The sequence below is a fragment of the Bifidobacterium sp. A11 genome (assembly GCF_000499185.1).
In the GTDB taxonomy this organism is placed as follows: domain Bacteria; phylum Actinomycetota; class Actinomycetes; order Actinomycetales; family Bifidobacteriaceae; genus Bombiscardovia; species Bombiscardovia mizhiensis.
Genome location: NZ_AWUO01000002.1, coordinates 91,832 through 105,224 on the forward strand (window position 1 = coordinate 91,832; position 13,393 = coordinate 105,224).

General features: G+C 56.5%; 11 protein-coding genes. 8 read left to right on the plus strand and 3 right to left on the minus strand.

The window, feature by feature from the left end; all coding sequences use genetic code 11:
• Positions 1 to 243 precede the first annotated feature (243 nt).
• From P273_RS0103055 to P273_RS0103075, 5 genes are all read left to right on the plus strand, one after another.
• Positions 244 to 1,314, plus strand: a complete 1,071-nt coding sequence (locus P273_RS0103055) for an iron-siderophore ABC transporter substrate-binding protein (protein ID WP_024627020.1) — start codon at positions 244 to 246, stop codon at positions 1,312 to 1,314.
• A 45-nt stretch (positions 1,315 to 1,359) separates the two neighbouring features.
• Positions 1,360 to 2,409 carry an iron ABC transporter permease gene (locus P273_RS0103060; protein ID WP_024627021.1) on the plus strand — a complete coding sequence of 350 codons (1,050 nt, stop codon included), beginning with the start codon at positions 1,360 to 1,362 and terminating at the stop codon, positions 2,407 to 2,409.
• A 2-nt stretch (positions 2,410 to 2,411) separates the two neighbouring features.
• Entirely contained in the window at positions 2,412 to 3,470 is a 1,059-nt protein-coding gene (locus tag P273_RS0103065) for an iron chelate uptake ABC transporter family permease subunit (RefSeq protein WP_029676074.1), read from the plus strand.
• A 5-nt stretch (positions 3,471 to 3,475) separates the two neighbouring features.
• Positions 3,476 to 4,339, plus strand: a complete 864-nt coding sequence (locus tag P273_RS0103070; protein ID WP_024627023.1) for an ABC transporter ATP-binding protein — start codon at positions 3,476 to 3,478, stop codon at positions 4,337 to 4,339.
• Positions 4,340 to 4,527: 188 nt separating this feature from the next.
• A complete protein-coding gene (locus tag P273_RS0103075; RefSeq protein ID WP_024627024.1) occupies positions 4,528 to 5,499 on the plus strand; it encodes a siderophore-interacting protein in 972 nt (323 codons plus the stop codon).
• A gap of 243 nt (positions 5,500 to 5,742) precedes the next feature.
• On the opposite strand, the gene P273_RS0103080 is transcribed toward P273_RS0103075, so the two are convergent.
• The 3 genes from P273_RS0103080 to P273_RS0103090 form a co-directional block, all read right to left on the minus strand.
• Entirely contained in the window at positions 5,743 to 6,318 is a 576-nt protein-coding gene (locus P273_RS0103080; protein WP_024627025.1) for an aminodeoxychorismate/anthranilate synthase component II, read from the minus strand.
• Positions 6,299 to 7,936, minus strand: a complete 1,638-nt coding sequence (locus P273_RS0103085) for an anthranilate synthase component I family protein (RefSeq protein WP_029676076.1) — start codon at positions 7,934 to 7,936, stop codon at positions 6,299 to 6,301. Before P273_RS0103085 ends, P273_RS0103080 begins: the two co-directional genes overlap by 20 nt.
• Positions 7,937 to 8,816: 880 nt before the next feature.
• Positions 8,817 to 9,836 (minus strand): LacI family DNA-binding transcriptional regulator, encoded by a 1,020-nt coding sequence (locus tag P273_RS0103090; protein WP_024627027.1) that lies wholly within the window; start codon positions 9,834 to 9,836, stop codon positions 8,817 to 8,819.
• A 246-nt stretch (positions 9,837 to 10,082) separates the two neighbouring features.
• On the opposite strand from P273_RS0103090, the gene P273_RS0103095 reads away from it, so the two are divergent.
• The 3 genes from P273_RS0103095 (at position 10,083) to P273_RS10205 (ending at position 13,359) form a co-directional block, all read left to right on the plus strand.
• Positions 10,083 to 11,408, plus strand: a complete 1,326-nt coding sequence (locus P273_RS0103095) for an ABC transporter substrate-binding protein (protein ID WP_051354112.1) — start codon at positions 10,083 to 10,085, stop codon at positions 11,406 to 11,408.
• A gap of 178 nt (positions 11,409 to 11,586) precedes the next feature.
• Positions 11,587 to 12,528, plus strand: coding sequence for a carbohydrate ABC transporter permease (locus tag P273_RS0103100; protein ID WP_024627029.1), 942 nt, complete (start codon positions 11,587 to 11,589; stop codon positions 12,526 to 12,528).
• Positions 12,529 to 12,540: 12 nt separating this feature from the next.
• A complete protein-coding gene (locus P273_RS10205) occupies positions 12,541 to 13,359 on the plus strand; it encodes a carbohydrate ABC transporter permease (RefSeq protein ID WP_024627030.1) in 819 nt (272 codons plus the stop codon).
• The last annotated feature ends 34 nt before the right edge of the window (positions 13,360 to 13,393 follow it).

Sequence of the window (13,393 nt, forward strand, 5' to 3'; positions counted from 1 at the left end):
CAAGCCGGCAGAGCAAGAGGCCAGCAAAGCAAAGGTTTTGCTAGATGGTTTCGACAAAGGCTATAAAGGTGCCGATCTGAGCCAACCCTCGTCTTTTCCTTGCCATCTCCTCGATTTCGCAGCGCGCTAATTAACACATGCGGCCAGGGAAATCAACTCTTTTCTTCCCGTCGCGCCAATGCTACATCTTGTGTCTGGCTCTGGTGCACCATGCCAATTCGACAGCACGATCAAAGGAACCACATGCACATTCGACCACTCCCTTCCCTCGCTCGATTCAAGCGCACTATCGCAGTAATCCTGGTACTGGCAAGCGCCCTCCTCTTCCTGGGCGCCTGCGGATCGGACCCGCAGGCAAACCCATCCAGCCAGTCAAAGGCCTCGGAAGGGCAAGGCCCCTTCCCCGTCAAGATCGATCATGTTTACGGCACCACCTCGATCCCTTCCAAGCCCAAGCGCATCGCCACCGTCGGATGGGCTACTCCCGACAACCTCATCGCCTTGGGGGTCGTGCCGGTCAGCATCCAGAAGAACTCCTTCGGCAAGACCGTGGATGGAGGGTATCTGACCTGGACCAAGGATGCCCTGGATGAGATGCATGTGGCCAAGGCGGATATGCCCAAGCTGCATGACGAATCGGACGGCATCGATGTCGAGGCCATCGCCGCGTCCAAGCCCGATCTAATCATCGGCCTGCTCTCCGGCATGACCAAGAAGCAGTATGACACCTTGAGCAAGATTGCGCCGACCATCGCCTATCAGGAGGTTGCCTGGGGCGACCCCTGGCGCAAGGTCATCACGTCGACAGCCAAGGCCATCGGAGAACCCGAAAAGGGCAAGCAGCTGATATCCGACCTGGAGGAGCGCATCTCAAAGGCCGGAGAGACCCAACCGGCCATCAAGGGCAAGACCGCGGCAGTGATGTACTTCGATGCTTCCAAGCTCTCTAAGTTCAGCGTCTACACCACCTCCGACGCCCGACCTCAGTTCCTGAACGACCTCGGTATGGAAACACCGGAGTCCATCAAGGAGGACTCCAAGGGCACCAAGAACTTCTACAAGGAGATCTCCTCCGAGCATGCCGACAGGTACAAGGATGTCGACATCATCGTTACCTACGGCACCCCGGACCTGCTTGAAGCGATGCGCAAGGACCCTCTCCTCTCCAAGATTCCCGCAGTTGAGCGCGGATCCGTCGTGGTCATCGACAGTGACGGCGAGATGGCCAATGCCCTTGACCCCTCGGCCCTGTCCATCCAGAAGACGACCGACACCTACGCCCAACTTCTGGGCGAGGCTGCCGCCAAGGTCTGATCAGGCCGCAGGTGAGGGGATGAAAGAGGGGGAGGTGGCGCATACATGCGGTCGGGAGTGACTCCGCGCCCAGGCACCCGGCGGGCAGCCACGCATCGCAACGGAAACGGACCCATGGTCCTGTCCGGGCTGATTCTGGCGGTCTGCCTGATCATGGTCTGCGCCCTGTCCCTGGTTTTCGGCTCCCGCTCCGTCAGCTCTTCCGACATCCTCCACGCCCTGTCCGCCACCTCGGATGACATCGCGGTCTCGGCCATCCGCCTGAGAATTCCCCGCACCGTCCTCGGCCTCCTGGTCGGTGCCGGGCTCGGGGTGGCCGGGACCCTGATGCAGGGCATATCTCGCAATCCACTGGCGGACCCGTCGATTCTGGGGTTCAATACGGGGGCGGCCCTGGCGATCGTCTGCTCCATAGCCTTCTTCTCCCTATCGACCCCGGCCCAGTATGTCTGGGTGGGGCTGCTGGGCAGTGCGACGACCGCACTGGTCGTCTGGGCCATAGGCTCCCTGGGTCCATCCGGCCCATCGCCGCTGCGACTGACCCTGGCCGGCGTCGTGATCAGTTCGGTACTGGGGTCTCTTACCTCCGCCATCCTTCTGCCGCGCATCAATGTCATCAGCTCATATCGCTTCTGGCAGGTGGGCGGAATCTCCGGCGCCCGGTTCTATCTCATGATGCCGGTCCTGCCTCTTCTCGCCCTTGGCCTGATACTCGCCTTCTGTCTGACACCCGGAATCAACGCCTTGACCCTGGGTGACCAAATGGCCGAAGGACTGGGTATGCACGTCGGACGTGTCCGCAGCCTGACCTGGCTTGCGGCGATACTCCTCTGCGCCTCCTGTACGGCACTGGCGGGTCCGATTGGCTTCGTCGGATTGGTCGTCCCCCATATGGCACGACTGCTCATAGGACCCGACTACAGACGAATCATGGCTCTGAGCATCCTCATCGGCCCCCTTCTGGTGGTTGGCGCCGACGTGGTGGGCAGGATAATCACCCGTCCATCCGATGTAGAGGTCGGCATCGTCACGGCACTGATTGGGGCTCCCGTATTCGTGATTCTGGCCGGGCGCAGAAGAACGGCGGAGGTATAGGCATGGATGCTTGTTCCCTCTATGATTCGCGTAGGCACGATGCGATGACCGACCTGCAACGGATACGACGGACCCATACCGTTCGTTCACTGGCGGTCACCATCCTGCTTGTGGTACTCCTGGTTGCTCTCGCGCTGTCCGACCTGGTTCTGGGACACCGCACATACTCCATGAACGACCTGATTGGAGCACTCCTGGGGCAGGGGGACGAGGGGACCAGGTTCGTGATTCTCCAACTCCGTATGCCCAGGGCGCTGATCGGCTGCGTCGCCGGCATCGCATTCGGTATGGCCGGGATTGGTTTCCAGCATCTCCTGCGCAACATGATGGCCAGCCCGGATATCATCGGCATCACGGCCGGAGCCAACACGGCCGCCATCTTCGGCATTGTCGTATTGGGCCTGTCGGGCATGCCTCTGGCCTGCCTGGCGGTCGTGGGTGGTCTCATGACAGCCCTCCTGGTCATGGCCCTGGCCTGGCGCGGTTCGTTCGACCCGACCCGGCTGATACTGATCGGAATCGGAGTGGCCGCAGGGTTCAATGCTCTGGGTTCCTGGCTGATGATTCGCAGCAACCAATGGGACATCCAGACAGCTACCCGATGGTTGACGGGCAGCCTGGCCGATGCCCAGTGGTCCGATCTACCCATACTGGCAACAACAACCCTGGTCGGCGCCATGCTCCTGCTGGCACTCGACAGGAATGTCAGCACACTGCAGCTGGGACCGGAGATGGCCGCCGGACTGGGAGTCAGGGTAAGCCGTGTCCAGTTCGAGGTGATCATCGTGGGTGTGCTGCTCCTGGCCGTCGCAACGGCGACCACCGGTCCCATCTCCTTTGTTTCGTTCCTCTCCGGCCCCATCGCCACAGTCCTGGTTGGTCGGGGAACATCGGCCCTTATCCAGTCGGGCCTGGTGGGAGGTTGCCTGGTTCTGGGGTCGGACATCGTCGCCCAACATCTGCCCACAACCCAGGTGCCGGTCGGCATCATCACCAGCATTGTGGGCGGCCCCGTCCTCATCCTGATCATGGTCCTCATGACCCGCAGACAGGAGCTCTGAACATCATGACGTCATCCCCGGCACACGACTCCTGGAGCAGCGCGCATAGGCTGACCGCCTCGCACCTTCGTCTCACCTATGGCGGGCGTACGGTCATCGAGGACCTGAGTCTGGATGTACCCCCACACACGATGGGGTCCATCATCGGACCCAACGGGTGCGGAAAATCAACCTTCCTCAAGGCCATGGCCAGGATACTGAAACCGGCCTCGGGGGCCGTCATGCTGGATGGAGAGCCCATCACCAGCATCCCCACTCGCAAGGTTGCAACGATTCTGGGGCTGTTGCCACAGAACCCGTCAGCCCCCGCCGGCATCACCATCGCCGACCTGGTCGCTCGCGGCCGATACCCCCACCACCACTTCGTAGAACGGTGGACGACCAAGGATGAAAAGGCGGTGGAACGGGCCCTTGCCCTGACCGGACTGACCGATATGGCGGGGTGTCCAATCGACCGCCTGTCCGGAGGCCAGCGCCAGCGCGCCTGGATTGCCCTGACCCTCGCCCAGCAGACCGACATACTCCTTCTTGACGAGCCGACCACGTATCTCGACATCGCCTACCAACTTGAGGTGCTTGACCTGCTGAGCACCCTGAACAGGCAGGAGGGCGTCACGGTGGTCATGGTTCTCCACGACCTGAACATGGCCGCCAGATACTCGGATTGGATCCTGGCCATCAAGGATGGCAGGAGGGTCGCCCTGGGCGCTCCCGACGAGGTCATGACCGAGAACCTGGTCACGGAGGTGTTCGACATCGCGTCCACCGTGGTGAAGGATGGGTCCACCGGCACTCCACTGATGACACCTGCTCCCCTCCATAGTCTTGCAGCTCACTCTGGCGGGGCTTGTAATGTACACGTACACTGAGATGACTCGGCAGAACGACACCAAACAACCCAATGATGTAAAACCTCTCGTTCCGCTCCCCACATCGCTTACCCCGACGTCCCAAACCGCAAAGCCTCAAGCCACAAAGTCTCAAGCCGCTACAACCTGAACAGCGACAACCCGACACCAAGGCCAACCCATAAATACCAACCGAAAGAGAGCTAGTCATGGAACACCAAGCCAACAATCAGCCTGTCCCTTTGATTCCCTTCCGCGTCTCCGTAGCCAGAGCGGAAACGCTCTCGCCCCACTTCAAGCGGATCGTCTTCCAGGGACCGAATCTGAAGATTTTTGCAGACGCTGGCTACGATGAGCGAATCAAAATCCTCCTGCCCCTCCCCGACGGATCCGTGCCGCCCTCTTCCTTCTTCGAGGCGACCCCTGAAGATCCACTTGCTTGGTACCGAAAGTGGAGGACCCTGCCCGCAGAGCGCCGCAATCCCCTGCGCACCTATACGGTTCGCAAGGTCAGACCCGAGAGCGAGCAAATCGATGTGGACTTCGTCATCCACGATCATGCCGGACCGGCTGGAGCCTTCGCAGAGGTTGCAAGGCCTGGCGACCAGGCCATCATCATCGGCCCGAATGCACAGGCCGGAGGACCGGTCGCAGGTATGGACTTTCATCCAGGGCAATCCAGACATCTCCTCCTAGTGGGCGACGAGACGGCGGTACCAGCCATCGCCGCCATAATGGACAGCCTGATCCGCGACCACTGGCAGGGAGAGGGGGTGGCAGTGATCGAAGTCCCGACCGAAGAGGATCGTCTTCCACTGCCCGAGGATGAAGGAATCCGCATAATTTGGACGACCTGCGACGAATCCGGGCATGGGCACGCCCTGACTGAAGCCATGCGCAGCCTGCTGGAGGACCTACCGATCCATTCGCCTACGGCCGCAGCCGCTGAATCCTCCCAGGAATTCACAGAGGTCGATATCGACAAAGAGCTGCTCTGGGAGACTGCCGATGCCACCCAAGCCGATGCCTCTATTCATGCCGACGACCTGTATGCCTGGATCGCCGGAGAGGCAGCCACCGTTCGCGAGCTGAGACGCATGCTGGTCAGAGACCGGGGAATGGACCGTCGCAACGTATCTTTCATGGGTTATTGGCGCCAGGGCCGCAGCGAGATGTCCTGACCGGCCGAATCTCACACACGAACGGCCACCCACCTTTGTCCTTCCTGACCTGTGAGTTTAGAGAGCGGTCGCACAAGTTCCCCTGATCGTGTGAGCGTCAGGTCCAGGTCATGGGCTGCCAAATCGAATCCGCCGCAGCATCTTGCCGGACTTACCCAGAGAAATTACTGGCTTTGCTTACTGAATGGCGGATTGCGGGAGAAAACAACCCGATCCGGTCCTGATGAGACAGTCCCCATCAAATCAGCCGGAGTACTCCTGGAAGAAATTGGCAATAACCTGGTGACCATACTGGCTACCGATGCTCTCGGGGTGGAACTGGATGCCCTCCATGAGCGACCTGTCCCGCCTCAGACCCATCACATAGCCATCCAGAAGCGAGCGCGCGCTGATCTCCAGGTCGGCGACCTGACTGACCGAAGCCTCGTCGGCAACCAGGGAATGGTATCTGGTCACATCGAAGGTATCGGGCAGGCCCTTGAAGCAGCCCTTCCCGTCGTTGCTTATCCCGCTCACCTTGCCGTGCTGACGACTGGAGGCCCTGACCACCCGAGCTCCGGCGTGTACCGCGATGGCCTGCATGCCCAAACAGATGCCGAAGACCGGCTTCCGTCCTGCCACCTGGTCCAAGAGCTCCAGGTAGCCGCAGTCTTCCGGGCGACCCGGTCCGGGACCCAGAATGACCGCGTCAAAGGTGAGCGGGTCCACCTCGGCAAGGTGGTTCACCCGGACAATGGTCGTATCGGCGCCCAACAGGTCCACGTAGTTCTTGACCACATAGACGAAACTGTCGAAGGCATCAACCAGCAAGACTCTCATGGGCCAGCTCCTTTCCGGTGATGGCCAGATAGGCCGAACTCATCTTCTTCATGGTTTCCTGCCATTCGCTTTCCGGCTGAGAATCCTCGACGATTCCGGCCGAGGCGCGCAGGTGGTATCTGCCCGAATGGCAGGAGGCTGTCCTTATGCACAGCGCCGTCAGGACCTGGCCGTCAAATCCGAGGAAGCCCACCGCCCCGGCATATACCCCGCGCGAACTGACCTCGGTCTCCTCGATGATCTCCACGGCGCGCACCTTGGGGGTTCCTGTCATGGTGCCGGCGGGGAAGGCGGCCGAGAAGACGTCGTACTTGTCCAGGCCAGGCCGGATTCGACCGACCACATCCGAGACCATATGAATGACGTGGGAGTAAACCTCGGTGGTCATCAGCCGGTCCACCTCCAAGGATTCGGGTGTGCAGCACCTGGCTACGTCGTTGCGGCCCAGGTCCACCAGCATCAGGTGCTCGGCCCGCTCCTTGGGGTCGCCGGTCAGTTGCCTGATGGCCGCCTGGCGGGCCTCTCCATCTCCGGGATTGCCGACCGTTCCGGCGATGGGCCGCAGGGTTATGTCACCATCAGGAGTCAGCCCGATGAAGAGCTCGGGGCTGGCGCCGATGACATGCACCCCTTGGGGAGTCACAAAATAGTACATATAGGGGGACGGGTCCTGCTGGCGCAGCCGCTGGTAGACCTGGAAGGGCGGAATCCTGGAGTCCACCTGAATCTCATGCCCGAGCTGGAGCTGGTACACATCTCCCTGGGCTATGTGCTCCTTGCCCTTGGCAAACCACCGATAGAAGAGGTCCCGGTCAATCGTGTCGTGGGCCTTATATGGATAGTCCGGCCCTATGCCATCCTGTATGCCACCCTGGTCAGCATGCGATTCAGAAGATTGCTCCGACAATGCGTCGGATTTGAGCAGCTCCACCACCTCTTCCAACGACGCGAATCCATGACCGTGCCCGCCGCTTTCAATTGCCGCATTCTGGATCTGTGCACCAGACCGTGTAGAAGATCCGCGCTCTCGCAGATTTTCCCCGCCCTCTGGAATGCCGCATTCGGCCGAACCCTCTTCGGCATGGATCAAAGTGGCGCAGTAGCCGCCAGCCTTCAGATCCAAAGTGATGATTCCCCGATACAGGGTCAAGGAAATGACCGGCAAGGCCGCGTCCCTTGGTGTGCGCTCCTCCAGATCCTCGATCATGAAGATGGTGTCATACCCGAAATAGCCGAACCAGCCCATTCCGAAGGGGCCTTCGTGGTCGCCGCTGATGGCGAAGGAGGATTCCAGCCGCCTCAGCACTGCAAAAACCTCTTGGATGTCGGGGACCGGATGATGGACCACCCCATGCTCAATCGGGCCAAAGGGCTCCAGCATCCCAGTCAGCTGAGCATTGCCCAAAGGATCGATGGTCATGACATGGTCCGTCACGCTCAGGGTCAGCATCGGCTCGAACCCGATAACTGAGCGCTTCCGGTCCTTGTTGGGGCCACTCAGAGACTCCAGGAGGAAGAGCTGATCCTCCCGATATCTGATGCACAGCCGTCTGTAGATGGCCAGGGCATCGAGGTCGCTGGAAAACCTGTGAGATTCCATAGTTACGTTGATAGTCATTAGGGGACTTCCTAGGTCAAATGCTGCGGCTTGAAACGGCAGCGAAACCCCACCTGATGCCGAGTCAGTACGCCATGGATATGGATTTCCTATGGCAGCATGTCCGCAGATAATACAAGAACAACCTCAAACACCGAGGTAAGTAGAGGAATCAGAAGAAGAACCGACTACAACATCAACGCCATCGGGCATCGACATAGAAGAAGACACCCTTGGGCAACCAAGGCTTCAGTGATGTCGTTTTCTTCATGGCCACGATGCTAGAGCACCAGGATGCAAACGCCCAATCGGTATCCATAATTCGGACGCAATCTGTCCATTTCAATAGATGCCGATGTCAGCAACGAAATCAGCCGTCTTTGACGATGCCATGGACGGTGGCATGCGTGACACTTCTCGCAAACTCAACAATCAAGCCTGCTTATCCGGTAATGACATGAGCCTTCCTGATCGCTGATGCCCTATGCTCAACATGGCGAATGAAGGCAAATGCACTTTGTTGGCATAAGCAGAACGGCTTGGATGCCGATATGGTGTTGAAAGGGCTTTCGTAATAAGGCTCATTCGGAGTGCCTCTCTACTGGCTTCGGATAGAACATCCCACATAATCCACACTCTTATGCCTTATAAAATTTGATCCCTAAGCCCATAATTCCATTGTCCACAAGATACTGTGGCACTAAACAGCACGATTGTGACAGCCTTGTGCATCACAATGCCAGAAAAAGACTCGATTGACACTTTCCAAACAAGGTTGCTGAAATAATACCTGAGAAGTAAGAAAGAGTATTGCACTATCTATATGCTATATGCGCCTTACTCCCCCGCCATTGAAGACGCCTGACGCAGGCATCCCCACCAGCCTTGCTGACCATAAACACTAATCAAGCAGCACCGTCGATCCCCGCTGCACAAGGCGGCAAGGCAGATAGCGGATGCCATGGTGGGGCTTACCTCCTATGGCATCCAGAAGCATCTGAGCAGCCTGACTGCCGATTTCAATGGCGTTATTGTCAATGCTGGTAAGTTCTGGACGGGAAATGTCAACCAGCTCGCTCCAATTGTCATGTCCGATAACCGCGACATCTTCAGGAACACGGATCCCGCGCTCCTTCAACACATCAATGCAACCCCGCGCTATCTGGTCATTCTGACACACAACCGCATCAAAATCGACATTCTGATCAAGCAACAATCGAGTGGCCCCCCTTCCCCAAGAGCCGTCCCACTGACCAAATCTAACAGGACCCGCTGGCTTCAGGCCAGCTTCTTTGAGCGCAGCCATGGAGCCCTTGGTCCGGTCCTGTGATGCTGCAAAGGTTCCATCCCCACCAATTATGGCAATTTTGTGGCGACCGCAGGAAATGAGATGGTTGACAGCCATTTTCCCAGCATCAACGTTATCGCAAGTGATTGAAGCATCGTTCGGATCTGTAGAGGGAGCATAAGCGTACACCAAGGGTACATTCAAATCAGAACCCCAGGATGCACGGGGGTCGGTCTCCCTTCCCATCAGAATAAAACCGTCCACCTTCAAGGAAAGCAATTTCCTAACATGCAAAGCCTCCAAGGACGAATCACCCCGGGCATTGGTCAGAAGAACCGAGAAGGACTGGGTCTCAAGGGTGTTCTCGGCACCGATCAGAATCTGAGTTGAGAACCGGCCTTGCATATCCGAGGTAACCAGTCCGACAGTTCCCGTAAGCCCGCTGACCAGCGACTGGGCAAGTTTATTAGGGGTATAGGCCAACTCACTGGCGATCCTCTGGACATGATTCCTGGTTCGTGCACTCACACGTGGATTATCATGAAGGGCTTTTGAAGCGGTGGCCACAGAAACCCCAGCCCGCTCCGCTACATCCACTAGTCTTGCAGATTTTTTTCTTGAGCCCTTTTCCATATTGCCCCCTGGATACATGCCGAAGCCGCTAATCTCAAACAAGTTTACTACGTGTGAAAATAATAAATTTATTTATTTCACATTTTAAAAGATAGAAACTCCAAATTGACATGCTTTGATTGATATTATATATTGTGAAAAGGTTTGCACAGATTGAGCTTTTGGACTACTAAAGATCGTCTATTCAAACCGGAATGTACATACAGGAAACCGCTCGAAGAAGAGTTCCGGGCATTGGAGGCCAATATGGTAAATCCTCGTACACCAACATCAATCACAAAGCGCTTATGTCTTGGCCTGATGGCTTCTGTGCTCTGCGTCGGCCGACTCGCCGCCTGCGGCAGCAGCAGCGAAGCCAACACAAAAAACATCACTGCGGACGGAACCGACGATGGAACCGAACTGGTCCTTTGGGTTCGCTCTGATAAGGAATCACAGGCTAAGAACGTGGTCAACCTGTACAACAAGTCCCATAAGAACTCCGTCAAACTCAAGCTTGTGCCCAGTGAAGATATGGAGGGAAAAGTAGGTAGCTCTTCCCAGACGGATTCTCTGCCAGATCTTCTGTCAGGAGACGTGGTGAGGATACCATACTGGGCTTCTGAGGGGATTTTCTCTGACATAACCAAGCAGATCAAGGGCCTAAGCAATCTTAAAGACCTGCAACAGGGGCATATCGACGCAGGTACGGTGGAAAACCGAAACTATACATTGCCTTTCTTCACCGATGTTTCAGTCATGGTTTGGAACAAAGATCTCTATAAACAGGCAGGCTTGGATCCCGAGAAGGGACCTGCAACAATTCAGGAATTCCAGCAACAGGCGAAGGCGGTTGCCGCGCTTGACCATGAAGGGGTTGCCGGAACCTATGTCGGCGGCCAATGCGGAGGAGCCGATATCTTTATGCTCTTCCCCATGGTTTGGGCCAGCGGAGACCAAGTCATGAATAAGGAAGGTACCAAATCCTTGCTAGATGGCCCCTCCGCTAAGAAGGTGTATGAAGCATACAGAGACCTGGCAGAGACTAAAAATGGAATCGGCGCAGGCTCCAAGGAAGAGAACTGTTCAACGTGGACGACCCCCTTCCTCAACGGCAAGATTGGCGTCATGCCATACTCCGGTACTGCCATTGCTTCCCTGATAAAGAATGAGCAGAATGGCGGATTCCACTTTGGCGTCGCTCCTATCCCAGGCACCAAGGAAGGCAAAGGATCGACTTTCTTAGGCGGAGATGCCATAGGCATCAGCAAGGATTCAAAGAAGACCGACCAGGCATGGAACTTCCTCAAGTGGCTGACAGGAGAAAAGGCGCAGCAAGGTGCCTTCGCTGACAAAGGTGACACGGCCGCAAATCTGAAAGTGCTCAAAAATGGGTACAGCCAATCAGATCCGCGGATACAGATCGAGAACAGCACTCTAGCAAATGGCCGCACACCAGTCTCTCCACATTTCAATGAAGCATTCAACGCTTCCGGATCACCATGGCAGATTCTTCTGCAGAATCAAATATGGGGAGATGCCTCAAAGCTCGAAGCCGACAATAAGGCGATAACGGCTGTCCTCAGTCAGTGATTGGCATACTCATCCGTCGACTCTTTGGTAAGGTGCCCTGCGAAGTTGAAAACAGTAGGGTACCTTGCCATTGCTCATACCTTGAAGCTCATTGAAATCGCTTAATCCACAGCTAAAAGCGTCTGCAATACCCCACTCGTATATGCGCACTCTATCTGCATCCATGAAAGGAAACACAATGGCCGGTCAAAATACGCGGAATCCGGCACGCGGCAAAAGATCCAAAAATCATGGCTTGACTGATGTCGAAAAGGCCGAGACTAGACGAGGATGGCTCTACGCACTCCCTGATTGGGTGTTCATAGTCACCCTGCTCTTCATCCCATGCCTTCTCCTGGTCGTTATGGCATGTTCACGCTGGGGCCTAATGAGCGGAAGCCGGGGATTCAACTTCCCTGACAACTTCATCAAGGTATTCCAGCACCCATTACTCTGCCAATCCATTGTTTTCACTCTCGAGTACACGGTCATCGTGACTGTGATCCTCCTGGCCTTGGGATTGGGATTGGCTTTGATCGTGCAGGAATCAAGCCGGCGGAACAGCATCCTCCGAACCTGCTTCCTTTTGCCTAGCGCCACAGGTCTGGCCTCCGCGTCACTTCTTTTCTACGCAATGTACTCTCCACAGGTCGGCCCAGTAAGCGGCATCCTCAGTTTCCTGGGACTCATGAATCCAGGCGACTCGGTCCTTGCCACAGGGCGCAGCGCAATGTGGGCGACAATTGTCGTAATCGTGTGGCGTTTCTCCGGATACTACATGCTCCTCATGATGATCGGTCTACAGGCGATACCCGGTGACTTGTATGAAGCGGCCAGGATGGATGGGGCAAGCCCTCTGCGTATCTTCACGTCGATAACCCTGCCTTTGATGCGACCAACCATCATCATGTGTTTGGTCTACTGCGTAACAGGATCGATCCTTGCATTCGACCAATTTTTCATCATCACACGCGGAGGACCCAACAACTCCACCTTGACCGTTGTACAGCTCATCTACAGCTTCGCCTTTGAATCCAAGAAGGACCTCGGCATGGCAGCTGCCCTGTCGTTATGTGTGTTGATGGCCCTGATTGTATTGAATTCGATTCAGTTGCGCGGCATGCGCGATGATAACGACTGAAAGAAGCAGGTTATGTCTACACCTCGTTGGAAAACATACACGGCACGGGTACTTCAGGCCGTACTCGCTCTGATCTTCTTAGCGCCTCTGGTCTGGGTGGTGGTTTGTTCCGTGTCTCCACAACCCGGATCATCGCAATCCTCAGGATGGGGATTCGCCAACTACCTTAAACTGGCCCATTACCAGGAAGGTCTACTGCACTATGTTTTGAATTCGGTGATCGTTACTGTCATTGCCGTAGTTTTCTCCGTTGTCGTCTGTACCTTGGCTGGGTATTCGTTCAGCCGTTTCCGTTATCCTGGAAGAAATCTGGGGTTCATGGTGACACTCAGCATACTGATGGTGCCTTATGCTTCCTTGCTGATTCCCATGATGGTTTGGTTCAAGAACATCGGCCTGAATGACTCCCTGGTCGGAGTAGGGCTGGTTCTGACGCTTTTCCAATTGCCCATGGGTACATTCATCATGCGTATCGCCTTCAACACGGTTCCGAAATCTCTAGAGGAAGCAGCCCTATGCGATGGTTGCAATTCTTTCACGGCCCTGGTTCGCATACTTGTCCCATCCGTCCTCCCGTCCATGATCACGGTCGGGCTCCTAGCCTTCCTTGAAGCTTGGAACAACTTCATGATTCCCCTCTACCTGGTCGGTTCAGAGAACGCGCCGCTGCCTCTTGCCATGGTCAACATGCGTTCCCAAGCCTTGGGCGCCATAGACTATGGCATAACCGAGGCAGGTGTTGTAGTCCTGATGATTCCTTGCGCATTTCTCTTCCTCGCCCTTCAGAAATACTATGTGCGAGGTTTCATGTCCGGTGCTGTCAAGGGATAAAAGTCCTTAGGAACCCAAAGCATCCGTCGCTCAT

Bases quoted from the DNA above. Each gene is read 5' to 3' on its own strand.
- P273_RS0103075 (WP_024627024.1), top strand. From the start codon at position 4,528: ATGGAACACCAAGCCAACAATCAGCCTGTCCCTTTGATTCCCTTCCGC.
- P273_RS0103100 (WP_024627029.1), top strand. From the start codon at position 11,587: ATGGCCGGTCAAAATACGCGGAATCCGGCACGCGGCAAAAGATCCAAA.
- P273_RS0103065 (WP_029676074.1), top strand. From the start codon at position 2,412: ATGGATGCTTGTTCCCTCTATGATTCGCGTAGGCACGATGCGATGACC.
- P273_RS0103070 (WP_024627023.1), top strand. From the start codon at position 3,476: ATGACGTCATCCCCGGCACACGACTCCTGGAGCAGCGCGCATAGGCTG.
- P273_RS0103080 (WP_024627025.1), bottom strand. From the start codon at position 6,318: ATGAGAGTCTTGCTGGTTGATGCCTTCGACAGTTTCGTCTATGTGGTC.
- P273_RS10205 (WP_024627030.1), top strand. From the start codon at position 12,541: ATGTCTACACCTCGTTGGAAAACATACACGGCACGGGTACTTCAGGCC.
- P273_RS0103055 (WP_024627020.1), top strand. From the start codon at position 244: ATGCACATTCGACCACTCCCTTCCCTCGCTCGATTCAAGCGCACTATC.
- P273_RS0103085 (WP_029676076.1), bottom strand. From the start codon at position 7,936: ATGACTATCAACGTAACTATGGAATCTCACAGGTTTTCCAGCGACCTC.
- P273_RS0103060 (WP_024627021.1), top strand. From the start codon at position 1,360: ATGCGGTCGGGAGTGACTCCGCGCCCAGGCACCCGGCGGGCAGCCACG.
- P273_RS0103090 (WP_024627027.1), bottom strand. From the start codon at position 9,836: ATGGAAAAGGGCTCAAGAAAAAAATCTGCAAGACTAGTGGATGTAGCG.
- P273_RS0103095 (WP_051354112.1), top strand. From the start codon at position 10,083: ATGGTAAATCCTCGTACACCAACATCAATCACAAAGCGCTTATGTCTT.